The organism is Chryseobacterium cheonjiense (genome assembly GCF_012927265.1).
Lineage (GTDB): Bacteria > Bacteroidota > Bacteroidia > Flavobacteriales > Weeksellaceae > Chryseobacterium > Chryseobacterium cheonjiense.
The window spans coordinates 493,621-517,396 of sequence record NZ_JABBGF010000002.1 but is presented as its reverse complement, the minus strand read 5'-3'; the positions used below and the strand labels follow the sequence as shown (position 1 = coordinate 517,396).

General features: G+C 38.0%; 21 protein-coding genes. 5 read left to right on the top strand and 16 right to left on the bottom strand.

Translation table 11 applies throughout. The features are described 5' to 3' along the window. Positions 1-8: 8 nt before the first annotated feature. From HHL20_RS12930 to mraZ, 14 genes are all read right to left on the bottom strand, one after another. A complete protein-coding gene (locus HHL20_RS12930; RefSeq protein WP_169231596.1) occupies positions 9-965 on the bottom strand; it encodes a cell division protein FtsQ/DivIB in 957 nt (318 codons plus the stop codon). Positions 966-1,114: 149 nt separating this feature from the next. Beyond that, positions 1,115-1,492: a GxxExxY protein gene (locus HHL20_RS12925; RefSeq protein ID WP_169231595.1), complete on the bottom strand. Its 378-nt coding sequence runs from the start codon at positions 1,490-1,492 to the stop codon at positions 1,115-1,117. Positions 1,493-1,608: 116 nt separating this feature from the next. Next, positions 1,609-2,964: a UDP-N-acetylmuramate--L-alanine ligase gene (gene murC / locus HHL20_RS12920; protein WP_169231594.1), complete on the bottom strand. Its 1,356-nt coding sequence runs from the start codon at positions 2,962-2,964 to the stop codon at positions 1,609-1,611. Positions 2,965-3,103: 139 nt separating this feature from the next. Beyond that, on the bottom strand, positions 3,104-3,397 hold the full coding sequence (locus tag HHL20_RS12915) for a GIY-YIG nuclease family protein (RefSeq protein ID WP_169231593.1): 294 nt from the start codon (positions 3,395-3,397) through the stop codon (positions 3,104-3,106). A gap of 148 nt (positions 3,398-3,545) precedes the next feature. Then, positions 3,546-4,667, bottom strand: coding sequence for an undecaprenyldiphospho-muramoylpentapeptide beta-N-acetylglucosaminyltransferase (gene murG / locus HHL20_RS12910; RefSeq protein WP_169231592.1), 1,122 nt, complete (start codon positions 4,665-4,667; stop codon positions 3,546-3,548). A 78-nt stretch (positions 4,668-4,745) separates the two neighbouring features. After that, complete coding sequence (locus HHL20_RS12905; protein WP_169231591.1) at positions 4,746-5,984, bottom strand: FtsW/RodA/SpoVE family cell cycle protein; 1,239 nt, start codon at positions 5,982-5,984, stop codon at positions 4,746-4,748. A 17-nt stretch (positions 5,985-6,001) separates the two neighbouring features. Continuing rightward, entirely contained in the window at positions 6,002-7,342 is a 1,341-nt protein-coding gene (murD, locus tag HHL20_RS12900; protein ID WP_169231590.1) for a UDP-N-acetylmuramoyl-L-alanine--D-glutamate ligase, read from the bottom strand. A 79-nt stretch (positions 7,343-7,421) separates the two neighbouring features. Beyond that, positions 7,422-8,663: a phospho-N-acetylmuramoyl-pentapeptide-transferase gene (gene mraY, locus HHL20_RS12895; protein WP_169231589.1), complete on the bottom strand. Its 1,242-nt coding sequence runs from the start codon at positions 8,661-8,663 to the stop codon at positions 7,422-7,424. 48 nt (positions 8,664-8,711) lie between these two features. Then, positions 8,712-9,080 carry a four helix bundle protein gene (locus HHL20_RS12890; protein ID WP_228463191.1) on the bottom strand — a complete coding sequence of 123 codons (369 nt, stop codon included), beginning with the start codon at positions 9,078-9,080 and terminating at the stop codon, positions 8,712-8,714. A gap of 27 nt (positions 9,081-9,107) precedes the next feature. Then, positions 9,108-10,568: a UDP-N-acetylmuramoyl-L-alanyl-D-glutamate--2,6-diaminopimelate ligase gene (locus HHL20_RS12885; RefSeq protein WP_169231588.1), complete on the bottom strand. Its 1,461-nt coding sequence runs from the start codon at positions 10,566-10,568 to the stop codon at positions 9,108-9,110. Positions 10,569-10,634: 66 nt separating this feature from the next. Continuing rightward, entirely contained in the window at positions 10,635-12,626 is a 1,992-nt protein-coding gene (locus HHL20_RS12880; RefSeq protein ID WP_169231587.1) for a penicillin-binding transpeptidase domain-containing protein, read from the bottom strand. Beyond that, positions 12,610-12,975: an FtsL-like putative cell division protein gene (locus HHL20_RS12875; protein WP_169231586.1), complete on the bottom strand. Its 366-nt coding sequence runs from the start codon at positions 12,973-12,975 to the stop codon at positions 12,610-12,612. Before HHL20_RS12875 ends, HHL20_RS12880 begins: the two co-directional genes overlap by 17 nt. 147 nt (positions 12,976-13,122) lie before the next feature. Next, on the bottom strand, positions 13,123-14,016 hold the full coding sequence (rsmH, locus tag HHL20_RS12870) for a 16S rRNA (cytosine(1402)-N(4))-methyltransferase RsmH (RefSeq protein WP_169231585.1): 894 nt from the start codon (positions 14,014-14,016) through the stop codon (positions 13,123-13,125). 44 nt (positions 14,017-14,060) lie between these two features. Further along, positions 14,061-14,519, bottom strand: coding sequence for a division/cell wall cluster transcriptional repressor MraZ (mraZ, locus tag HHL20_RS12865; RefSeq protein WP_169231584.1), 459 nt, complete (start codon positions 14,517-14,519; stop codon positions 14,061-14,063). Positions 14,520-14,791: 272 nt separating this feature from the next. Between mraZ and HHL20_RS12860 the strand changes: the two genes are divergently transcribed. From HHL20_RS12860 to HHL20_RS12850, 3 genes are all read left to right on the top strand, one after another. Continuing rightward, a complete protein-coding gene (locus tag HHL20_RS12860; RefSeq protein ID WP_169231583.1) occupies positions 14,792-15,553 on the top strand; it encodes an alpha/beta fold hydrolase in 762 nt (253 codons plus the stop codon). A gap of 63 nt (positions 15,554-15,616) precedes the next feature. After that, entirely contained in the window at positions 15,617-16,240 is a 624-nt protein-coding gene (yihA, locus tag HHL20_RS12855; RefSeq protein ID WP_169231582.1) for a ribosome biogenesis GTP-binding protein YihA/YsxC, read from the top strand. Continuing rightward, positions 16,233-16,703 (top strand): GNAT family N-acetyltransferase, encoded by a 471-nt coding sequence (locus HHL20_RS12850; RefSeq protein WP_169231581.1) that lies wholly within the window; start codon positions 16,233-16,235, stop codon positions 16,701-16,703. The genes yihA and HHL20_RS12850 overlap by 8 nt, the downstream gene beginning before the upstream one ends. A 43-nt stretch (positions 16,704-16,746) precedes the next feature. On the opposite strand, the gene HHL20_RS12845 is transcribed toward HHL20_RS12850, so the two are convergent. Then, positions 16,747-17,814, bottom strand: a complete 1,068-nt coding sequence (locus tag HHL20_RS12845; RefSeq protein WP_169231580.1) for a phosphatidylinositol-specific phospholipase C1-like protein — start codon at positions 17,812-17,814, stop codon at positions 16,747-16,749. 330 nt (positions 17,815-18,144) lie between these two features. Here HHL20_RS12845 and HHL20_RS12840 point away from each other — a divergent pair, with 330 nt between their 5' ends. Together HHL20_RS12840 and HHL20_RS12835 are read left to right on the top strand one after the other, a co-directional pair. Beyond that, on the top strand, positions 18,145-21,189 hold the full coding sequence (locus tag HHL20_RS12840) for a SusC/RagA family TonB-linked outer membrane protein (RefSeq protein ID WP_169231579.1): 3,045 nt from the start codon (positions 18,145-18,147) through the stop codon (positions 21,187-21,189). 15 nt (positions 21,190-21,204) lie between these two features. Continuing rightward, positions 21,205-22,971 carry a RagB/SusD family nutrient uptake outer membrane protein gene (locus HHL20_RS12835; protein WP_169231578.1) on the top strand — a complete coding sequence of 589 codons (1,767 nt, stop codon included), beginning with the start codon at positions 21,205-21,207 and terminating at the stop codon, positions 22,969-22,971. A 101-nt stretch (positions 22,972-23,072) separates the two neighbouring features. On the opposite strand, the gene msrA is transcribed toward HHL20_RS12835, so the two are convergent. After that, positions 23,073-23,627 (bottom strand): peptide-methionine (S)-S-oxide reductase MsrA, encoded by a 555-nt coding sequence (gene msrA, locus HHL20_RS12830; protein WP_169231577.1) that lies wholly within the window; start codon positions 23,625-23,627, stop codon positions 23,073-23,075. Between the last annotated feature and the right edge of the window lie 149 nt (positions 23,628-23,776).

Sequence of the window (23,776 nt, the reverse complement as noted above, 5' to 3'; positions counted from 1 at the left end):
TGATTTTTTTATTCTATTTTAATTTTCGCCTTTGTTTTCGGCTTTACTGCCGTAGATTTCTTCTCTGTTTTTTTTGTTTCCTTTGGCTTTACTGTTTTTGGTTTTAATGAAGAGGAGGTTGGTTTGTTAGTCTTTTTTATCTCATTTGGCTTTGGCTTATCATTGGTTTTATCTACGGGAACTAATGAAGCTTTTGCCAGTTCTTTATTTCTTACATTCAGAATGCTGTCATTTTCTTTAAAATAAGGATTTAAAGTGGTGACTATCTGGTTCTGATATTTCACCGACACCATTTTGTATTTTTCAGGATCCTGATAAACAAGATACTTTTCCACAAATGTTTTAAAGCCTTTTACCTTAAATTCAATATTGTCCAGATCGCCGATTTCAACTTTATAGTTTCCTTCGCTGGTGAGAAGGTTGTAGTCTCCTTTATCTTTGGAGATGCCGATAAAGTATTTTTTGCTGAATTCATCTTTATCAATTTTCTCCACAAGTTCTGCAAGCTTCTGATATTCATCTTTCTGCACATCTCCCGTTACCAGCATGCACGGATGAGAATATGTTTTAGATATCGGAAATTCTATGCCTTTTTGATCAACGTAGAAATCGCGTCCGTCCTTATTCAGTCTGAAAACAGGAACTCTTTGTTTGATATCCAGATTGAGTTTCCCGTTCAGATTAAGATATACATTGGCGCTGTCTACAGCAGGAAGGGCATTGATCTTCTTTTCGAGAGCAGGAATATTAAGATCTCCCACCTTTCCGGAAGGATTTTCTTTTTTTACAATTTCCCGAATGTCTTTTTCATCAATAAAATAAACAGGCGTTTTCTCGCTCATCTTTACAGAAATCCTATTGTCCGTAATCTTTTGGCCACTAAATTTCTTCAATGAGAAACTCAGCAGAAATCCTAGAATGATTACTGTAATGGCAATTTTTAATATTCTGTATTTATTTTTCATTTCTAAATTTTTTAACGCTAAGCTCGCAAGGGTTTGTTTTTATTGTTATTTGTTACTTTTTTGCTCGCAAGGGCGTTTCACTCAGCGAATGATAGCCGAAACATTATACTATATTTTATACTTTTATTTATGGTATTTAAACCAAGTTTTTATAATTTATTTACTATTCTTTTTACTCCATCTTTAAATAAGGCAGAATGAAAATTTAAAATCATTCCCAATTTCATTTCTGTAATTCTTAAATAATTAAGAAGCTGAAAAAAATGATATGTATTTATTTCCGGAGCTGCTTTTATTTCTATAATTACTTTATTATCAATCAGCAAATCCGTTCTGAATGCTTTCTCAATGATCAAACCTTCATAATTGATACTGATATCTTTTTGACTCTCAATGCTAAGCCCACTATTTTTCAATTCGTAAATTAAGCATTGCTCATACACATTTTCATAGAGTCCTATTCCAAGTTTACGATGCACTTTCATCCCTGCATCAAAAACTATGTTTGAAATTTCATTTTCTGTCATCTTTGTGTTTTATTCTAAAATGATATTTTCAGCTATCATTTGCTGAGTGAAACGCCTTTGAGAACGACTTTATACGGATTATATAACTTTCCGTTGCGCTCATTGCGTTTATTAAATTATTTATTCATCCACTCACAGATAGGATCATACAGTGTATCAATATTTCCTGCGCCCACGGTGAGAAGGATGTCAAATTCTTTTTCTTTTATTTTACTGAAAGCATCACTTAATGTTGAAACTTCCTTTTTATCTAAAGTCACTTTTTCCAGGAGCCAGTCTGAAGTAATTCCTTCAAAATTTTCCTGAAGTTCTCTTGCCGGATAAATATCAAGCAGGATTAATTCATCGGCCTTACTAAGGCTTTCTGCAAAACCATCAGCAAAATCTCTTGTTCTGCTGAACAGGTGTGGCTGGAAAACTACCAGCAGTTTCTTTTCCGGGTAAAAAGTCCTGATCGAGCTCATTACCGCATTGATTTCAGTCGGGTGGTGAGCGTAATCGTCGATGTAAATTTTACCGTTCTCATATCTGTGTTTGGTATATCTTCTTTTAATACCTTTAAAATTGGCAATTGCTTTTTTCAAAGTTTCAAAATCAATTCCCAGATTATGAAGGATTGCCAACGCCACGGTCGCATTTTCCACATTATGAATTCCCGGAATTTCCCAGGCAAAATCTTTTACTGTTTCTTCCGGAGTATGAAAATCAAAATAAATTGTATCATTCTCCATACGCAGGTTATCCGAATAATAATCTGCTGTTTCATTTACAGCATACGTGAGGTGTGGTCTTCCGATGTCAATCCCTTTTCTTACAAAAAGCTGTTTATCGTTCGGAACCAATGCCGCAAACTGCCTGAATCCTTCTTCAATAGTGTTTTTATCTCCATAAATATCCAGATGGTCTGCATCGGTAGAGGTGATAACTGCCCAATCCGGAGAGAGATTCAGAAAGCTTCGGTCATATTCGTCTGCTTCTACCACAGAATATTGAGTCCCATTATACAGAAAGTTTGATCTGAAGTTCTCGGAAATTCCGCCCAAAAAGCATGAAAACGGCAGATCTGCTTCTTTGCACAAATGTGAAACCAAAGTAGAGGTTGTTGTTTTTCCGTGTGTGCCGGCAACAGCGATACAGTCTGTATTTTCTGTAATTAATCCCAATACTTTTGCACGTTTCAGAACTTCAAACTTATTATCATTGAAATAATCCAGAATGCCCAAAACTTTGATGGCAGGTGTATAAATTACCAAAGTATCATCTTTCTGCAGTGAGCTAATTCTCTCGTCAATAATATCATCAAAAACAATATCGATTCCTTCATTCATAAGAGCTTGGGTAAGCTTGGTGTTGGTTTTATCATAACCAGACACTTTTTTGCCCGAAGCATGGAAATACCGTGCCAGAGCGCTCATCCCAATACCTCCGATGCCCACGAAGTAAAAATTCTGATATGTTTGTAAACTATTCATTTTTATATTTTAATCTTTAATAGCTGTAACTGGGTTAAAGCATCACTAACACTATCTTATTTAAAAAGCTATAAGCTTCAATGACCATTAATAATGCATAATCAATTTTAACGGTGTCAGGCTGAGCTTGTCGAAGCCTTTACTCTTTCATCCTATTTTTTGATAACTCCGGTAACGAATCCCAGTTATCATTTATTATAGCCTCTTTCTTTTTTCTGCTCCATCCTTTAATTTGTTTTTCAAACTGTATGGCTTGATTCACATCGTTAAATTCATAATAGAAAACCAGTTTTACAGGTCTTCTATTATGTGTATAACTTGCCGGATTTACTTCTCCATTATGTTCATTAATCCTTCTCTCCAGGTCATTGGTAAAACCTGTATAATAAGAGTTATCAGAACATTTCACAATATATACAAAATATATTTTCATTCATTTGTGTTGTTTTAATTGGCCCTTCGACAAGCTCAGGGTGACATCTCTAATACTAACTGCTTTACCTTTCAATTTTAACATTGCAAAGCCTTGTTAACTTTAAGTATTATTCTTGAATTTTAAATAGCATCTTTAAGACAAGCCTTTATTCAATTATTTTTAAAATCTCGTCCACAATCTCTTTAGCTGCATTTGGCTTGGCAAAATATTGCAGATTCTGAGACATTTCTTTTCTAATATTTTCATTTGCGCAGATTTCCGAAAGGGTATTCCAGAATTTTTCCTGCATTTCAGAGTCTTTTACCATTCTTGCGGCATTCTTTTCCACCAGATTCATCGCATTTTTGGTTTGATGATCCTCTGCTGCAAAAGGAAAAGGAACCAGCAAAACAGGTTTCTTTGCTACTGCCAGCTCTGAAATGGCAATGGCACCCGCTCTGGAAACAATAACATCTGCCGCAGAATATGCTGTTTCCATATCTTTAATAAATTCTTTGATCTGAATGGAAGCGGGAGGCTGCAGGCTTGAAGAAAGTTCTGCGTAATCCAGTTTTCCGGTCTGCCAGATCAATTGATACCCTTTTTGTTTCAGGTTTTCAAGATTTTCTTTCCATCCGTTATTTAATGTTCTTGAACCGAGAGAACCACCGACTGAAAGAATCGTTAACTTGTCTTTATCAAGACCCATTTTTTCTTTTGCCTGGGCTGTTTGCTGCATTCCCGAAACAATATTTTCGCGGATAGGATTACCCAGAAAGTGTATTTTATCTGCCGGAAAGCCATCTACTTTAGGATACGCTGTAAAAACGGCTCTGGCTTTCTTGCTCAATATTTTATTGGTAACGCCTGCATGGGCGTTCTGTTCCTGAATAAAAATCGGAATCCCCAGTTTACTGGCTTCATACAATGCCGGCCCGCTGGCAAAACCTCCCGTCCCTATTGCGAAATCAGGAGCGAAACTTTTAATGATCTTTTTAGATTTAGATAAACTTTTTAAAATCTTAAAAGGCAATCCTAAGTTGGAAAGCATATTTCCCCGGTTGATTCCGGCAATATCAATTCCTTCTATTTTGTAGCCAGCCTGAGGAACTTTTTCCATTTCCATTTTGCCGTTAGCCCCAATGAACAAAAATTCTGCATCCGGAAATCTTTTTTTGATTTCGTCTGCAATAGCAATGGCCGGGAAGATATGTCCTCCTGTTCCGCCTCCTGATAATAAAACGCGGATGGCTTTTGGCTTCTGGCTATTGAATGATTGATTGTCCATTTTTATTTTATCTATTTTAAATTTGACAGGATTTGCATCCTATCCTGATTTATGTCGTCCCTTCGGGACTCTTTTTATTTAAGCGATATCGTTTATTTCTGCAATGCTTTGTTTTTTGCCCAGTCCTTCTTCATCATAAATCTGGATTCGTGAGCTTATATTTAAAATTATTCCCAACTGTAAATAGGTTACCAGCATGGATGTTCCCCCATAACTGATCAAAGGCAATGGCTGGCCGGTTACCGGGATCAGATTAACTGCTACCGCGATGTTTACGGAAAGCTGTACAAAGATCATTACCCCGAGGCTGAGCACGAGCAACGATCCGAAAAATGCCGGCATTTTACTGGCGATCATCACGATCCTGATCATCATAATTAAATACATACTGATCAGAAAGGCTGCACCGATTACCCCATATTCTTCAACAATTACCGCAAAAATAAAGTCGGAGGCAGACTGCGGAAGCATTTGTTTTAATGCACTTTTTCCGGGTCCCATTCCTGTTATCCCACCGTGAACAATGGCTGCTTTAGCCTGCATCACCTGATAGTTTTTAGCTTTTACACTTTCGTCGTCTACATCGGCCGATTTGGCTTTGCTTGAAGTAAATGTTTCAATACGGCTCATCCAGGTGTGTACCCGGTTCCCACCGATAAGATTTGTATTTAAGGCAATAATCAGAAACAATACAATTGCAATAAATGATGCGGAGATGAATCCTGCAATATATTTCCAGTGAAGCTGCCCTATAATTAAGACAATAACCGAAACCATTAAGATCATTAATGCCGTAGATCCGTTATCTTTTGCAACAAGAACGAAGACAAGCAGAATAGGTCCGAAGATGTACATGATATTCTCAATGGGAAGCCTTTCTCTTGTGATTTTTTTGGTCAGATACCTGCAGAGATAAATGATCAGCATAAGGAATGCAAAAGAAGAAGGCTGGAATGATATCGGCGTGCCCGGAATTTTCAACCATCTTGAGGCACTTGCTCCATCAATGGTTTGCCCCGTAAACATAGTGACAATCAGAAGAATAATCATTAGGCCAAGCAAAATGCTGCTGAGCTTTCCGATGTATTCATATTTTACCATTCCTACCACTCTCATGATGGCAAGGCCTAAGACTACGAAGAACATATGCTTGATCACGTGACCTGTTGTAGTCCCGTTGTTTACAATATATTCCAGATTTGAGCTTGCAGAATATACAGGGAAAATAGAGAAGATGGAGATCACAAGAATGACCATCCAAAGTACTTTATCGCCCTTCAGGAATTCAAATCTGTTTTCTGTGTCTTGTTCGTTCATATCTTTGCTGTTGGCTTTTAGTTATTTGCCATTTGCTTTACTACCTGTTCCTTAAATTGTCTTCCCCTGTCTTCATAGCTTTTAAATAAGTCAAAGCTTGCACAGCAGGGCGAAAGTAGAACGGTATCTCCTTTTTGGGCTAATGATTTTGAGATCTTTACGGCTTCTTCCATACTGGAGGTGTCATAAATAAACTCTTTTTTGTCTTTAAAGAAGTTTATAATTTTCTCATTATCAATTCCTAAGCATACAATTGCTTTTACTTTTCTTTTGACTAAATCTTCAATTTCGGTATAGTCATTTCCTTTGTCTACGCCTCCAACAATCCATACGGTTGGGTTCTTCATGCTTTCCAAAGCGTAATAAGTAGCGTTGACGTTGGTTGCCTTACTGTCGTTGATGTATTTTACTCCTTCAATTTCTGAAACAAATTCCAGTCGGTGTTCAACGGCCTGAAATGTCATTAGTGAATTTCTAATACTTTCATTGTTGATTTCCAATATCTTACCCGCAATTGATGCGGCAAGGCTGTTGGCAACGTTATGGTTTCCTAAAAGTGATAGCTCATCAATTTTCATTGTGAAAGTATCGTTTAGATCTACCTCAATATGATCATCATTAATGAAACCTCCTTCAGACAGTTTTTCTTTCGTTGAAAAAGGAATCATTTTGGCTTTAACCTCCAGTTTTTCAAGGATGTTTTTGCTCATTTCATCATCTTTATTGTAGATGAAGAAATTATCATTTTCCTGATTTTCCGTAATCCTGAATTTGGCCAGTGCATATTCTTCATAGTTGTAATTGTACTGGTCCAGGTGATCCTGTGACAAATTCAGCAATAAAGAAATATACGGCCTGAAATTCTGAATATCATCCAGCTGGAACGAGCTTACTTCCAATACATAATATTCATAGTTTTCATCGGCAACCTGCTTGGCAAAACTATACCCGATGTTTCCGCCAAGGCCAACATTGAGTCCGTCGTTTTTCAGGATATAATAGATTAAAGATGTGGTGGTTGTTTTCCCGTTGCTTCCGGTAATAGCGATGATTTTGGCATCGGTAAATTCCGAGGCAAATTCAATTTCCGATGAAAGCCTGATTCCTTTTTCATGGATTTTATGGATGATATCTGCCTTTTTGGGAATTCCCGGGCTTTTTACAATCCAATCCGCGTTCAGGATCCTTTCTTCGCTATGATTTTCTTCTTCAAATTCAATTTCATTATCCGTAAGAAACTGCTTATAGTGCTCTTTAATAGTTCCCTGGTCTGAAAGAAAAACTTCCAGGCCTTGTTTTTTAGCCAAATAAGCAGCACCGCAACCGCTTTCTCCTCCTCCTAAAACAACTATTTTCATATTTTTTTGATTTAATGATTGATGATTCGTACAATTCTAATTTTAAAATTCTTAAATCATTCAATTTTAAATTAACTTCTTATCTCATCTTCAATGTAATGAGACATACAATTGCCAGCATAACACCAATGATTATCATTCTGTTAACGATTTTGCTTTCATGAAAACCGCCTTTCTGATAATGATGGTGAAGAGGTGACATCCTAAATAATCTATTGTTTTGGGCATATTCCAGCCCGTATTTTCTTTTTCTGTATTTGAAAACAATTACCTGAAGCATAACGGAAAGGTTTTCAATTAAAAAGATTCCGCACAGTACGGGAATCATGAGTTCTTTTCTTAGGATAATGGCTAAGACCGCAATAACGCCTCCCAACATTAAACTTCCTGTATCTCCCATGAAAACCTGGGCAGGATAGGTATTGTACCAGAAAAAACCGATGACGGCTCCCACCATGGCGACTACAAAAATGGTGGTTTCGCCCATGTTAGGCAGGAACATAATATTCAGATAATCAGCGAATATGATGTTTCCTGAAAGATAAGCGAATAAGCCTAGTGTAAGTAAAATAACGGTGCTGGTTCCTGCAGCCAGACCGTCTATTCCATCAGTAATATTAGCACCGTTTGAAACGGCTGTTACGATGAAAATTACAATAGGGATGAAAACAACCCATGCCCATTCGTGGGCATCTTTATCATTCATCCAAAACAAAATCCCACTGTAGTCGAATTCATTATTTTTTGCAAAAGGAACGGTGGAAACGGCAATCTTTTCGGTAGGCATGAAGTTTTGCTCTACATTGTTCCGGTTTACCACCTTAGCGTCCAGATATTTTCTTTTTACGGTAATATCGGGGTGAAAGTACATCGTAACACCTACAATCAGACCCAATCCCACTTGGCCTACAATTTTAAATTTGCCACTGAGGCCGTCTTTGTTCTTTTTTATTTTTTTCAGGTAATCATCAAGGAAACCGATGGCGCCCATCCAAAGTACTGAAACGATGAGAAGAACAATATAAATATTGGTAATTTTTGTAAACAGCAATACAGGGATCAGCGTAGCCAGAATGATAATAAGCCCTCCCATGGTGGGAGTTCCTTCTTTCTGTTTTTGGCCGTCCAAACCAAGATCACGAACCAGTTCGCCCATCTGTTTTGCTCTCAGATAGTTAATGATTCTTTTTCCAAAAATAAGAGCGATCGTTAAGGAAAAGAGCACCGCCATTCCTGCGCGAAAGGAGATGTATTTCAACAATCCAAGTCCGGGGACATGGATTCCGTGGTTGGTTAAATATTCGTATAGATAATATAGCATTTTTTAATTATTGATGTTTGATAATTGATGATTGATATCTGACGGATATTAAATAATCTTACTCTTTAATTTGTTCTTATAAGTTGATGTCACTTTCAAAATCTCTAAAGACTCATTCATAAGTTCATCTATCATTACTTTTGAAGCTATATTAACTTCCTGAATTACTTCCAACCAAAATACTGTTTCGTCTGCTTCCTCTACAACTATGCAGATTTTAGCATATTTTTCTTTGTCTGATCTGGCTCTGCACATTGCTCTATAATTAGCTGCAACAGAACCTGCCGAACGGAATATTTGTTTTCTGATTACTGATACTTTATCAGAATATGCCGAATCCGATAAACTATTAATTATATTTATTGCTAAAGTTTTTGTTCTTTTAGCAAAAATCTGGTTGTAATTATTTTCCATCATTAATCAATTATCAATAATCATTTATATTTACTTGCTCATTAATTTCCAAAGCTCATTGATCGTTTCTTTGTCGTCAAAATGATGTTTTACACCATTAATCTCCTGGTAGGTTTCATGGCCTTTTCCGGCTACCAGCACAATATCTTTCGGTTCTGCAAATTTTATGGCCATTTTGATGGCTTCTTTTCTGTCCGGAATTGAAGTGTATTTGCTGAAATTCTGAGGTTCAACGCCTGCTTCAATTTCTTTTATAATGGCTGCCGGATCTTCTGTTCGCGGGTTGTCTGAGGTGATAATCGCCAATGTGGATTTTTTAGTGGCAATATTTCCCATCTCGGGTCTTTTAGCGTGATCTCTATCGCCTCCGCATCCGAAAACGGTGATTAGTCTTTCGTTTTTTGTTCTGATGTCGTTGATGCTTTCCAAAATGTTTTCCAGGGCATCCGGAGTGTGAGCATAGTCTACGATAAAAATGATTCCGCCGTCTGATTTGAAAGTTTCAAACCTTCCGGAAACCCTTTTTAGCTGACTGATGGCCTGCAGAATTTCTTCCTGCTCAAAACCAAGCTCTGAAGCTATCCCAAACACCAGCAGTAAATTGTAGACATTAAATTTTCCCGTCAGCGTTGTCCAGAATTCTTTTCCATTAAAATTCAGCAACATTCCGTTAAAATCGACTTCCAGTAATCTTCCGTGATAGTCTGCCATGGTTTTCAAAGCATAAGACTTTTTTGCTGCCTTTGTGTTTTGAAGCATGACGTTCCCGTTTTTATCATCAATATTGGTGATGGCAACGGCGGTTGCATCCAGCTCATCAAAAAATCTCTTTTTTGTTTTTAGGTACTCATCAAAGGTTTTATGATAATCAAGATGATCGTGGGTAAGATTGGTAAATCCGGCGATTTTAAAATGGAGACCTTCAATCCTGTTTTGGGCAATACCGTGAGAGCTTACTTCCATGAAAGCAAATTCACAGCCTTCTTCAACTGCCTGAGCTAAAATTTTATTAATAGTGATAATATCCGGTGTTGTATGAGTTGCAGGAATGATCTGATCCGCAATTCTTATTTCCACTGTGGAAAGCAATGCTGAATCATAGCCTAAATTTTTGAAAATATCAAAAAGAAGGGTCGAAACAGATGTTTTTCCGTTGGTTCCTGTAACACCAATTAATTTTAATTTTTCTGAAGGATTCCCATAGAAATTAGAAGCCAGATGTCCTAATGCCTTAGAAGAATCTTTTACTTTAACATAGGTTACATTTTCATCAGGATTTTCAGGGAATTCTTCACAAACAATAGCTTTTGCGCCTTTTTCAACAGATGATGCAATAAATGAATGTCCATCTACAACGGTTCCCCTCATTGCGATATACAAAGAGTTATCCGTAACCTTTCTGCTGTCGAAAACCAATTGTGAAATTTCAAGGCTGTCGTTACCATGAATTTCCAGAACCGGTATTCTTTTTAATAATTCAACTAATTGCATGTTTTCATTTTTTATAGGATTTACATCCTATTCTATTTTAAATCGTCCTTTCAGGACTCTTTTCTTTTAATTTTGCAGAGACAAATAAATTCTCTGGTTTTTGCTGATGGTAGTGCCTTCCAATGGGAATTGTTCTTTGATTCTTCCCACACCTTTAAAATCGACGCGGTATCCTAAATTCTCCAGTTGCGGAATGACATTTTTCCCGATCAGTCCCACAACATTGGGCATTTGTTTATTGTTGACGGCTACTTTTACATTAGGCTCAACCATTTTATTGAGGTTTACCTTTTTGTCGACCAGCATTTCTCTTTCAATATTTTGCGGTGTTTTCAGGAATGTTTTTCCAGCAATTTCCTTAAATACGGGGGCTGCAACTGTTGCTCCGTAAAACCCTTTTGAAGTATTGGGCTCACTGATCATTACATAACACGTATATTTCGGATTATCAGCGGGATAAAATCCTGCAAAGGAAGAGCGGTATTTCATAGGTCCTGGAAGCCAGTATTCAAATCTTGCCGTTCCGGTTTTCCCTGCCATTTTTAGGTTTGGGGTGAAAATACTTTTGGCCGTTCCTTTTTCTACAGCTTTTGTTAAAGCATGTGTCATCATATTAACGGCTTTATCGGAAGCCATTCTGCTGACCATTACTTCAGGTTTGGCATTGTACATTACCTTACCGTCTTTCATGATTTTATCGATGAACAGAGGCTTCAGCATTTTGCCTTTGTTGGCAACACCGTTGTAGAAGGTTGTTAACTGTAGCAGGTTGATGTTGGTGGAATATCCGTAGGCAATGGATGCTAATGTGGCGGCATTCCATCTTTTGCTTTCCGGAGTCAGAATTTTTGGTTTTGTAATTCCCGGAAGCTCGATGTCCATTTTGTCAAACAATTTCCAGCGTCTTAAGTGATCAAGGAAAATCTGTGGTTTTTCTGCGTAGTATTTTGTAATTAGCTTTGCAGAACCTACGTTGCTGGATTTGGCCAAAACATCACTGATGTCGTATGTTCCGCCGCCGTGGCCATCGGAAATTCTTTGTTTGGCATATACCCAGATCCCGTTTCCTACATCTACGGTTGTATTTTCGTCAATAAAACCGTCATCCATTGCAGCAAGAAGGGAAATGGTTTTAAAAGTTGATCCCGGCTCGATATTGTCCTTTAAAGCATAATTGTAGGAATCTACATACTCTCCGTCGTCATTTCTTCTTAAGTTCACCATTGCCCGCACTTTTCCTGTCTCTACTTCCATCACGATCACGGTTCCGTGCTTTGCTTCGAAATTAACAAGCTGTTTTTGTAAAGCCGAGTGTGCAATGTCCTGAATTCTAAGGTCTAGCGTAGTGTAAACATCTTCTCCGTCAACCGGTTCCTGAACTTTCCAGAAATCAATCGGTTTCCATTGGGAGGAGTTGATTCTCTGTTCCAGTCTTTTTCCGTCGGTTCCTCTTAAATATTTTGAAAAAGCGCCTTCCAGTCCGGAACTAAATTCTCCGTTATCCATCCCGATTGTTCCGGCACCGATTTCGGATGTGGCGAGCTCTCTTTTATAATTTCTGTCAACAATAAAACCTCCTTTATTTTTTCCTTTTTTAAAGATTGGGAACTTTCTCAATCTGTCGTACTGGTCAAAGTCGAGGCCTTTTACCAAAGTGTAATATTGGTTTTTCTTTTTTCTCTGCTCGTCAAACTTTTTTCTGAATTCACCTCTTGGTTTCCCAAACATTTTGCTTAAGGAATCTGTCAATGCTCCGATATTGTTGCTGTATACAGTATCTTTCATTGTTTTAAAATCAAGATAAATATCGTACCGCATAACGGTGGTGGCAAGAATAGAGCCGTCTGAAGCGAAAAGGTTTCCGCGGGCAGCCTTCAGTGTGGCTTCACGGTAATTTTTATTAATGTAATCGTCTTTAATTTCCTGAACATTAGTATTCTGAAGGATTACAATCCTCGTTAAAAACATGACAAACACGCACAAAGCTACCACTGCAAAGAGGTAGCCCCAACGTAATGTTTTTTTACGCTTGTTATCGTATTCATTTTGTTTTTGCATCTGTACTGTCCAGTTTTATGAGCAATTTGTGAGGGTGGCTTTCCAGGGTCATCAAAGAATCCCGGGCGACTTCTTTCCCCAATTCAGATTCCATTTTTACTTTGATCAGCTTACTTTGTGCATAAGCGTTTCGTGATTTATATTCTTCTGTTTCTTCCTTTAAGGCATTAACAATTTCTATCTTTTTATTGACCAGATGGTTACTGTAAATCATCGCCATCATCAGCACAAAGAGCAGGAGAAAATACCGGTAATGTATTTTGATCTCATCCCTGTTCAGGAAGTTTCCTTTTATAATGTCTATAAAAGTAAGTCTCTTCTGGGGACGATATGTTGTTCTTTTTGCCACAGACTTTGTCTGATTTATTTTTATATTATTTTGTTAACCACCCCGTCAAAAATTCTTTGAATTTTCGCCACCCCTCCGAAGGAGGGGAATTTTTGGAATTATTTATCTGTTTATGGTCAATATAAATTCGCTATTGACTATTCACTTTTAAACTTTTATTCCTGTTCTCATTTTAGCACTTCTGGCTCTGGAGTTTTCTTCAATTTCCTTGTCGTCGGGAATGATGGCTTTACTCTTTACCAGTTCGAATGCTTTTTTATAATTTCCGTAAATGTCTCTTTCGGGCTCTCCCTCAAACATTCCGTTTTTCAAAAATCTTTTTACCAGCCTGTCTTCCAGAGAATGGTAAGAAATAACGACCAGTCTGCCTTCAGGCTTTAAAACATTGTATGCCTGAACCAGCATTTCTTTTAATACTTCAAGCTCCTGATTTACTTCAATTCTGATCGCCTGGAAAAGCTGTGCATAAAATTTGTTTACTTTGTTTGGCGGAAGGTAGCTGAAAAGTTTCTTCAGGTCTTCCGTTGTTTCTATGCTTTTGGTTTTCCGGTGATGTACAATATCTCTTGCAAGTTTTCTTGCCTCTCTCAGTTCTCCGTAATAATAAAATATATCGGCAAGCTGCTCTTCATCGTAATCATTAATTACTCGTTTGGCGTCAAGGCTCTGCATGACATTCATTCTCATGTCCAATGGAGCATTGCTTCTTGTGGAGAAGCCTCTTTCTGCTTCATCAAACTGGTGAGAAGAAACTCCAAGATCAGCAAGAATGCCGTCTACCTGGGAAATACCGTACATCAGCAGGGAATTTTCCAGGAATCTGAAATTCTGATTGATTAATGTGAATCTCGGATCATCAATCGTGTTTTTAAGCGCATCGAGATCCTGATCAAAGCTGAAAAGCTTTCCTTTGTCGGAGAGCCGGCTCAATATTTCTCTTGAATGACCGCCGCCGCCAAAAGTACAGTCCACGTATGTTCCGTCTGGATTCGTTACCAAATCATCAACACTTTGCTTCAACAAAACGGGGTTGTGATACATGTTTAAAATTGTGTTTTTAGCTTTTTAGTTAATAATCAGCTTCGTTATTCTTCATCGAAAGCGCCCATCACATCTTCGGCAAGGCCTGCAAAATCTTCTTCGTTTATGGAAATTACTTTTTCATAAGCATCTTTATCCCAAATTTCAAAGAGTTCTCCTGCGCTTGTAATCACAATATCTTTCTGAAGGTTGGCAAAAGTCATCAAATCTTTTGAGATCTGTAGTCTTCCTGCGTTGTCCAGCTCTACTGTTTTTACACCTGCCGTAAACATTCTAATGAAATCAGCATTCTTTTTAATGAATCTGTTTAGTTTATTAATTTTGCCCATCACCTTATCCCAGGCATTCATGGGATAAACTTCCAGGCAGGGTTGGAACACAGATCTTTTAACTACAAACGTTTTGTCGTCGAAGTTTGCCATTTGTTTAATCAAAGAAGAAGGTAGCTTTAGACGCCCTTTATCATCGATTTTACACTCATATGTTCCAATGAAATTTTTCATTTGGGACAAATTTATATAATAATTTCCAAAAGTTCCCACTTTTTCCCACTTTTTGCCTTAATGTTGATAAGTTTTATTAAAGATTGAATTTCCTCTATATAAGAAACTGGTATGTAGATGATTGGCTAAGTTATTATTTAAGCCATAGTAAAGTGTTTAAGAAAAAATGCTTTAAAAAAGAGTTTGGTATATTATTTTTATTTTAAATTAGGCTTATCAAAATATTTTTGAGGTTTAATTTGTATTTTTGCAAGGCTTTATTAAGGCAATTTATGATATTTAGTACAAGAAAAGAAAAGAAATATACCTTCGTTGAGGCGGGAGAAGGACATCCATTGGTGCTGTTGCACGGTTTAATGGGTGGGTTGAGTAATTTCGATAAGATGGTGGATTTTTTTTCAGACAGGGGATTTAAAGTATACGTTCCTCAGCTGCCGATCTACGATTTGCCGGTACTCAATACCAACCTTACCACTATTGCAAAATATATTGCCAAGTTTATAGAAGCCCATGTAGAAGCCCCTGCAACAATTGTAGGAAATTCAATGGGAGGCCATATCGGCTTGATCTTAACGCTGGCAAGACCGGATCTGATTAAAAATCTGGTTCTTACAGGAAGTTCGGGGCTGTATGAAAGAACTTTTGGTGATAGTTTTCCACGAAAGAATGACCGCTCGTATATAAGAAAGAAAACCGAAGAGGTATTTTATAATCCTGAAATTGCCACGGAAGATCTTGTAGATGAAGTTTTTTCGGTAGTAAATGACAGGATGAAAGGAATTAAAACCGTAATGCTGGCAAGAAGTGCCATCAAGCACAATATGCTTCACGATCTTCCGAAGATTCTTACGCCAACCTGCCTGATCTGGGGAAAACAGGACAATGTAACGCCTCCTGAAGTAGCAGAAGACATGCATAAATTTATTCCCAATTCGGATCTCTTCTGGATTGATGAGTGCGGCCATGCAGCGATGATGGAGAAGCCGGATGAATTCAATGAAATTCTCTACAGCTGGTTAAAGGATAAAGTTTAAAATTAAATATACATAAGCCATTAAGAACTCTCTTAATGGTTTATTTTTCTAAAAATATTCAAGATGGTTATTAAAACAGCAACATTCGTAAAGAGCAGCGGCAAATGGCAGGACTGCCCGGAACCCAATCTTCCGGAATATGCTTTTATCGGAAGGTCAAACGTGGGCAAATCTTCATTGATCAATGCAATGATGAACCATAAGGATCTGGCTAAAACTTCTCAGACCCCGGGAAAGACACAGCTTATCAATCATTTTATGGTTAATGAAAACTGGTATCTTACGGATTTGCCGGGCTACGGATATGCAAAAGTTTCAAAATCAATCAGAAAAGACTTTGAAAAGCTGATTACCAACTATATTCTTAACAGAAGAAATCTCGTTAATCTTTTTGTGCTGGTAGATTCCCGTCACAAGCCCCAGGCTATTGATCTGGAATTTATCCAGTGGTGCGGCGAAAGCGGAGTGCCTTTTTCCATTGTTTTTACCAAAGTGGATAAGCTGAAACCAAACGCAGCGATAAAAAATGTCGAAGATTACAAAACCGAGCTTCATAAGACCTGGGAAGATCTTCCTGAAATCTATGTAACCTCAGCAGAGAAAAAAGAAGGTTGTGATGAAATCCTTGATTTTATTCAAAAAACCAATGAATTTTTGGCTAATAATAATGTAAGTTTCGATGAGTAACATTATCTGGAAAATCAAAACTTTTGATGAATTTACCGTTCCGGAACTGTATAATGTTCTGAAAGCGAGAATTGATGTCTTTGTAGTAGAGCAGAACTGTCCTTATCCGGATCTGGACGATTATGATCAGAAAGCAGTTCATATCTGGGCAGAGCAGAACGGTGAAGTTCTCGCCAACTGCAGGATTTTTGATAAAGGCATAAAATATCCGGAGACCTCGATCGGCAGAGTGCTGACCACTGAAAAGGCGAGAGGTAAAAATCTTGGGAAACAACTCATAGCTTATGCGATTGACACGATAGAAGCGCGTTTCCGTACAGATGAAATAAGAATTTCCGCACAGGATTACCTGCTGAAGTTTTATGGTGAGTTTGGTTTTGAAGACACCGGTAAAAAATACCTTGAAGACGATATTCCCCATACGGAAATGCTTTACCGAAAAAAGCAGAAAAGGCTTTCATAGATCTGGAAGCCTTTTCAATTATAAATCTAATTGTAAAAATGTTCTATTTTCCGTTTACGGGATTCTTTCTTTCGTAAGAATTATTCTCAAAGCTTATTTTGTAGCTGGATTTAAAAAGTTTGCTTGGCAGATAATAATCTGTCGTAATGACCTGGGCTCCGCTTGCTTTAGCCTTTTCAAATCTTGAATAATCTTCTTTACGGGCTTCCATGGTATCTGCATCTGCTCTGGTTCTGATGATATACCCCTGTTGTACAAGTGCGGTAATTTCGGGATTCGGATCGTTTCTGAATAGCACTGCCGATTCAGGAGTTCCCGGCTCAGAATTGGTAAAAATCATCCGGCCTTTCAGCGAAGGGTGATCTTTTATATAGAGATCCCTGTTTTCACTGTTGTTGTCGAGAACAAACAGGAACTTGCCTTTGGCATCTTTTACCTTTGGCCAGTTTTTGTTTAAAACAGCCTCATTCAACGTTTTATAAGAACCGCGGATATCGTCAGGAGTAATGATTTTATTTTTTCCTAAATATTTTCTGAGTTCATTATCAAGATCATCAAAAAGCTTTGAAGTATAATGTTCCGGCTCCGTTCCGAACTGATTGGCTGTTCCGTCCTTCGGCTCCAAAGTGATAAAAACGGGATCATGATCGGGATGTGCCTCAGACCATTTTTTTAAATCTTTCAGGCAGTCTTCCAAAGTATAATACTGGGTCTGATAATCAATATCCGTAATATGAATCATTTTATAGCCCGGCTTTTTCATTTTACCTTCCGGATCAAACGGCTGCGATGTTTTTACCAGATCCAGAATTTTGGGGTGGGCATATTTTCCGCCTTTGCTGTCTGCATAGACATCGATTTCAAGGTTTCGTAAGCCAAGATCCAGCTGTTGAGGGATCGGAATATGTTCATACTGAATTCTCGGAAGGAAGTGTAACGAATCTTTTTGCGACAAATAGCGGTAAACCTCCGGTAAAATGGCTTTTTTATAAGAGTTGTGCGAACCGATTACCTGTATCTGATTTATTTTTAAATCATTAAGATCCTGCATCTGCGACTGAAAGAGCGGTATTAACGACACATACAGTCCTAAGAAAAATATCTTTTTCATTGCTTCAATTTTCTTTGGCGAAATTATGAAGTCTGATCAAAGTCGGCCTTTATATTATGTTAAGTGTTTTTTAAGATTGTGTAAATGATTAAATAACAATTCATTCGTAAACCCTTGAAAATTAATATAAATCTTATATCAAAATCATATGAGTTGATATTTTATTGATTTTAAGATAATATTATGTTAAAATGTTTTCCGCTTAAACGTTTTTACTTTGTATCCCGAAATAAAAACTAACGACGGGCGGAAATGAAAACCACTGTTGCGGCAACAACAGCGGCTTTTTATTAAGCAATGTAACGTCATGCAATTACCTTACTTAATGATATGTATCACAAAATTAACTCTTTTAGTTTTAAAAAACTAATCCCGGTTGCGATGATTTTCCTGTTGGCAAATCAAGCTCATGCAGAGAATCTTTCGGCAAATCACATTGCTGTTTTCCAGGTTAATGAAACCATTACCGGAAACGTAACGGATCAGGACGGCGCTGCCATTGCAGGAGCAACAGTTACCGTTATTGAAACCGGCGCTAAGGCTGCTACTGACGATTCAGGGAATTTTACAATTGCTGCGAATATCGGTCAGACATTATCCATTTCCTATGAAGGATATGAAATCCAGACAACAAAAATTTCAGGACCTGCGGTTTTAGTTCAGCTGAAATCAAAGAAAGGAGCAACTTCTATTGAAGAAGTAACGCTTGTAGGATACGGATCTCAGAAAAAATCTGATTTAACAGGGGCAATCAGCCAACTGAAAGCAGAGAATTTCAAAGAAGGAATGAATATCTCTGTAGATAACCTGATGCAGGGGAAAATCGCAGGGGTACGTATTGTACAGACCAGCGGTGAGCCAGGAGCCGGTGTCAATGTTTCCATTAGAGGAATCGGATCCATCAGAAGCGGAAGTACTCCTTTATTCGTTGTAGACGGTATCCCGTTGAACAATGATCCGGTAAGTGCACAAAGTCCGAATGTAGGATTGGGAAATGTACAGGCTAAAAATCCGTTAAACTTTTTAAATACTTCTGATATAGAATCTATCACGGTATTAAAAGATGCCTCTGCCGCCGCAATTTATGGAGCAAGAGGATCAAACGGGGTTGTTCTGGTAACCACCAAAAGAGGAAAAAAGGGAGAGCCAATCTTTACGTATGATACCTATTTGGGTTTTTCTTCAGTGATTAAAAAGCTTGATCTTTTAACAGCAGATGAATACAGAGCAGCAGGAATCAACAAATTGTACGACCACGGAGGAAATACAGACTGGCAGGACGAAATTTACAGAAATGCCGTTTCATCCAATCATTCGGTATCTTTCTCAAAAGCGACGGACACAGGAAGTTATTTTGCATCCCTTTCCCACATGGATCAGGATGGTATCGTTTTAAACAGCAGTTTTAAGAGAACAACAGCCCGTCTGAATGCAGAAGAATCTTTCTTCGATAATAAAAGATTAAAGGTAAAACTCAACCTTACAGCCAGTGACATTAAAGAGACAGGAATTCCGAATGGTGGAAATGCCGGCTCCGACGGTCAGCTGATTATTCATGCGTTGATGGCGAATCCTACCCGTTCTGTATACGATGAAATCGGAAATTTTACCAATTTCAATATGAACGCTCACTATAATCCTTTGTATTTATTGAGTGTTTATAATGATAAGACCAATACCTTCAGGATATTAGGGAATACGGAAGCTACGTTAAGAATTTTACCGGGACTTAATTATAAATTCAATTTAGGCGTTGATAAAACCATGTCGGAAAGAAACACAACCATGTATCCGAACGTTACTGACAGAACACCTAAAGGACTTTACGTTCAGGCTAATCTTGATTCTTATAATGTTCTTCTGGAGCATTACCTGACCTATGATTTTAATCTGAACAGACATAATTTCAATGTGCTTGGAGGATTCTCTTATCAGAAATTTAAAAATACAGGGACGTATTTTGGAGTAAAAGATATCGCCGCTCAGGGAGCGGGAATTGCACCTGAAATTAACCCGGGATATTCAGGAACGGCTTTTGTTCCGGGCGCCGGTTATGCCCAGGAAAATGAATTACAATCGTATTTCGGAAGGGTTAATTACAATTTTGATAAGAAATATTTATTAACAGCTTCTTTAAGAGCAGATGGTTCTACACGTTTCGGGAAAAATAATAAATACGGATATTTCCCTTCTGTTGCCGTAGGCTGGACGGTTTCAAACGAGAATTTCCTAAAGGATTCCCAAATTATTAATGAACTAAAATTAAGAGGAAGCTGGGGACAAACCGGAAACCAGGAAGTTCCGAACAAAATTACACAGGCGAGTTCTTCATTAACACAGACTGCAGGATATTATTTATATGATAATTTAAACCTGATCAACGGGGTTGCCATTAACAGAACGGTAAATCCTGATCTTAAATGGGAAGTAGTAGAGCAAAGTAATATCGGTGCAGATTTCAGCTTATGGAGAAACAAATTGTACGGATCACTGGAGTATTATCATAAAACAACGAAAGATCCGATCTTAAATATTCCTTCAAGTCCTCTAAGTCCTACAAGTACCGTTTGGAGAAATGTGGATGCGAAAATCGTTAATAAAGGTTTTGAATTTTCATTAGGTTCAGAAGTTATCCGAAACGAAAACTTTACCTGGAATGTGGATGTAAACGGAGCTACGGTGAATAATGTCGTAAAAGATCTTCCGGTTTCAGCTATTTATTCAGGAGAAGTTTCTGGGCCAGGACTTTCCGGAGTTACTGCCAATATTTACAGAAACGGTTATGAAGCAGGATCTTTTTACATGTACAATTACCTGGGAATCGATGCCAACGGAAAATATATTTATGAAGACCTGAATTCAGATGGAAGGATTGATCAGAATGACAGAAAAATATTTGAAGGGGCTATTCCTAATTTTACTTTCGGGGTCAACTCTTACATGAAATATAAAAAGTTTGATTTCGCCTTCTCTTTCATCGGACAGACCGGAGGTTACCTGGTAAATAATACCGCATTGGATTTGAATATCAATAATTTAGCATCAGACAGAAATGTGCTGAAAAGTTTTTACGAATCCGGGGCAAGCTTTACCAATCAGCCGCAGCTGTCTTCATTATATCTTGAAAAATCAGATTTTATTCGTCTGAATAATGTAAGATTAGGCTATACTTTTGATATGAACCAATTGAAGTTCCTGAAAAGCATCAATTTGTATATCAGTGCTCAGAATCTATTCACGATTACCAATTATTCAGGATACGATCCGCTTGTTGACACCAATAAGCAGGTGGGAGGAAACCAGTCTCTAGGAATTGATTATACGACCTACCCGTCTGCAAAGACATTCATTCTGGGAGCAACTGTTAAATTTTAATTAAGCTAAAAAATTATGAAATCTAAATTTTTAACGATCAATAAAATCATATTATCCGTTGCTGTATTGGCTTTAACAGCCTGTACCAACCTGGATGAAAAAGTAATCGATGAAGTACTGGGTGCAGAAGTGGCAGACCCTGAAGCGGCTTTGGCTGCGGCTTACAGCCAGCTTGGAGAAGGTACTTTTGTAGATCATGGAAGTGTTTTTGCTCTGCAGGAATATTCTACTGATGAAGCGCTCTTACCAACGAGAGGAAGCGACTGGGGAGACGGCGGAAAATGGAGAGCCATGCATGAATTTACCTGGGATGCCAACAGTGACGTGGTAAAAACGACCTGGAACCAGCTGAATTTCGGAATTACAAAATCTTTAACGGCCATCTCAAGTGCCAATAAAAGTACAGGAACCAACAAAGCATTGTTTTTAGCTGAAGCAAAAGGATTATTAGCATTTTACACATATACAACCATCGATTTATTCGGGCAGGCGCCTTACAGAGATCCGGATAACATCAATGCGCCGATCCAGATCAGAAAGGCAGACACAACCATTGATGAGCTGATTAAAGAAGTAGAAGGGTTGATTCCGAATTTAGCGGATATCAAAACCCAGAATACTCATGCAGGAAGATTTACCAAACAGGCGGCTTACGCTTTATTGGCAGATATGTATCTGAATAGGGCTGTTCTAAAAAATAAGACCGCAGGTACTTTCAATTTTACGGAACAGGCTTTGAATGGGGGAGGGACGGATATGGATAAAGTGATTCAGTATTCTGATTTGTTGATTAATAATCCGCTGTTCAGTTTGGAGTCAAATTATTTCCACAATTTCGATATCAATAATGATAACAGCAAGGAAATGATTTTCTCGGTTGTCCAGAAGAAATTTGCGGGTTCTGATAAAGGTTCTGATAATGACCTTGCTTATATGTCGATGGAAAGAATTCAGAAACCTTCTCCGGATAACAGAGGAACGAACGCATCATGTATAACACCTGAATTTTATTATTCGTGGAATGGAAATCATGACGATCCGAGATTTCAGAGAACATATCAGTATGAAGACGGAACCTGGTTCAGAAATGACGGAACTGATGTAAGTGTGCCTTCAACAAGCAAAGTGGAAGGAACCGGAAAGCCGTGGTTCCACTTCAACAGAGGTCTTCAGGTTGGGCAACAGTATGGCCCTAAAATACTTTCGAACGGTAATTTTGACATGACAGCAGACGGAAGAATTAAAGTGTACAAATTATTCACCGAAAAAAATACAACACTTGCCGCCGACTTCACCCCGGAACTGAATTTTGATAATCCTTCAGAAGCCGTATTTACCCAGGCGCAGATCAACAGGGGAGTGAGAAACTTCAAGTTTGAATTTGATCCGGGATACGGAAATAACGGAACCAGCGGGATGGATGTTCCTTTGTACCGTTTGGGAACCATCTATATGATGAGGGCGGAAGCATATTTCAGAAGCGGAAATGTAACGGCGGCACTGGCTGATGTTAATAAACTGAGAACCAGCAGAACCAATGATGCATTGAAGAACAATGCTCCGGGTGTTGCGCTTACTTCTTTGGACGCCAATACATTATTCAGAGAATCAGGATTTGAGCTTTACTGGGAAATGTATCGAAGAAAAGCCATGATCAGATTCGGGAAGTTTGATCTTCCGGGAACGGCAAAACCGGCATCCCAACCTTACAGAAGAATTTTCCCGATTCCTCAGGCAACCATTGATGCCTCGAAAGATTTTACACAGAATCCAGGATATTAAATATCTTCATAGACTTACTATTAATTATTGCAAAAGCGAAGAGACCATTCTCTTCGCTTTATTTTTTTAATCTTCTAAACCTTAAAGTTTGAATTTATTTATTATCCCGCGTTCAGCATTCCCAATTCACTGAAATGCTTTTTGAATTTCTGGATTTTAGGACCTACCACGGCGCTGCAGTAAGGCTGTGTAGGATTTTCATTGTAATATCCCTGATGGTATTGTTCTGCCGGCCAGAATTTCTCGAATTTCGTCAATTCCGTAACATAAGTTCCCTGCCATCTTCCCGACTGTTTAGATTTTTCAATAGCTTCTTCAGCTTTTGTTTTTTCAGCATCGTCTTTATAATAAATTACCGAACGGTATTGGGTGCCGATGTCATTGCCCTGTCGGTTCAGCTGGGTAGGATCATGGAGAAAGAAAAAGACATCCATTAACTGTTCGTAAGAAATAACGGCAGGATCATAAGTGATCTGTACTACTTCTGCATGACCGGTTTCTCCTGTACATACTTCTTCATACGTGGGATTGTCTTTATGCCCTCCCGAATATCCCGAAATAGCAGACTGTACACCTTTCAGCATATTGAAACAGCTTTCCACACACCAGAAACATCCGCCTCCGAAAGTAATCTGTTCTAAATTATTGTTATCCATTGTAAGTTGATTATTGTATTTGAATATTTTTTCTCGTTTAAGGAATAATGGAGAAAAAACTAATCAAAAATAAGGAAAAGTTTTTCAATTTTTGCGCCATCATCCGAGTCAAATCCAAATGATGATGATAGATCAGACAAATTATTTTT

Excerpts from the sequence above, each read along its gene's own strand:
- HHL20_RS12930 (WP_169231596.1), bottom strand. The coding sequence starts at position 965 with ATGAAAAATAAATACAGAATATTAAAAATTGCCATTACAGTAATCATT.
- HHL20_RS12925 (WP_169231595.1), bottom strand. The coding sequence starts at position 1,492 with ATGACAGAAAATGAAATTTCAAACATAGTTTTTGATGCAGGGATGAAA.
- murC (WP_169231594.1), bottom strand. The coding sequence starts at position 2,964 with ATGAATAGTTTACAAACATATCAGAATTTTTACTTCGTGGGCATCGGA.
- HHL20_RS12915 (WP_169231593.1), bottom strand. The coding sequence starts at position 3,397 with ATGAAAATATATTTTGTATATATTGTGAAATGTTCTGATAACTCTTAT.
- murG (WP_169231592.1), bottom strand. The coding sequence starts at position 4,667 with ATGGACAATCAATCATTCAATAGCCAGAAGCCAAAAGCCATCCGCGTT.
- HHL20_RS12905 (WP_169231591.1), bottom strand. The coding sequence starts at position 5,984 with ATGAACGAACAAGACACAGAAAACAGATTTGAATTCCTGAAGGGCGAT.
- murD (WP_169231590.1), bottom strand. The coding sequence starts at position 7,342 with ATGAAAATAGTTGTTTTAGGAGGAGGAGAAAGCGGTTGCGGTGCTGCT.
- mraY (WP_169231589.1), bottom strand. The coding sequence starts at position 8,663 with ATGCTATATTATCTATACGAATATTTAACCAACCACGGAATCCATGTC.
- HHL20_RS12890 (WP_228463191.1), bottom strand. The coding sequence starts at position 9,080 with ATGATGGAAAATAATTACAACCAGATTTTTGCTAAAAGAACAAAAACT.
- HHL20_RS12885 (WP_169231588.1), bottom strand. The coding sequence starts at position 10,568 with ATGCAATTAGTTGAATTATTAAAAAGAATACCGGTTCTGGAAATTCAT.
- HHL20_RS12880 (WP_169231587.1), bottom strand. The coding sequence starts at position 12,626 with ATGCAAAAACAAAATGAATACGATAACAAGCGTAAAAAAACATTACGT.
- rsmH (WP_169231585.1), bottom strand. The coding sequence starts at position 14,016 with ATGTATCACAACCCCGTTTTGTTGAAGCAAAGTGTTGATGATTTGGTA.
- mraZ (WP_169231584.1), bottom strand. The coding sequence starts at position 14,519 with ATGAAAAATTTCATTGGAACATATGAGTGTAAAATCGATGATAAAGGG.
- HHL20_RS12860 (WP_169231583.1), top strand. The coding sequence starts at position 14,792 with ATGATATTTAGTACAAGAAAAGAAAAGAAATATACCTTCGTTGAGGCG.
- yihA (WP_169231582.1), top strand. The coding sequence starts at position 15,617 with ATGGTTATTAAAACAGCAACATTCGTAAAGAGCAGCGGCAAATGGCAG.
- HHL20_RS12850 (WP_169231581.1), top strand. The coding sequence starts at position 16,233 with ATGAGTAACATTATCTGGAAAATCAAAACTTTTGATGAATTTACCGTT.
- HHL20_RS12845 (WP_169231580.1), bottom strand. The coding sequence starts at position 17,814 with ATGAAAAAGATATTTTTCTTAGGACTGTATGTGTCGTTAATACCGCTC.
- HHL20_RS12840 (WP_169231579.1), top strand. The coding sequence starts at position 18,145 with ATGTATCACAAAATTAACTCTTTTAGTTTTAAAAAACTAATCCCGGTT.
- HHL20_RS12835 (WP_169231578.1), top strand. The coding sequence starts at position 21,205 with ATGAAATCTAAATTTTTAACGATCAATAAAATCATATTATCCGTTGCT.
- msrA (WP_169231577.1), bottom strand. The coding sequence starts at position 23,627 with ATGGATAACAATAATTTAGAACAGATTACTTTCGGAGGCGGATGTTTC.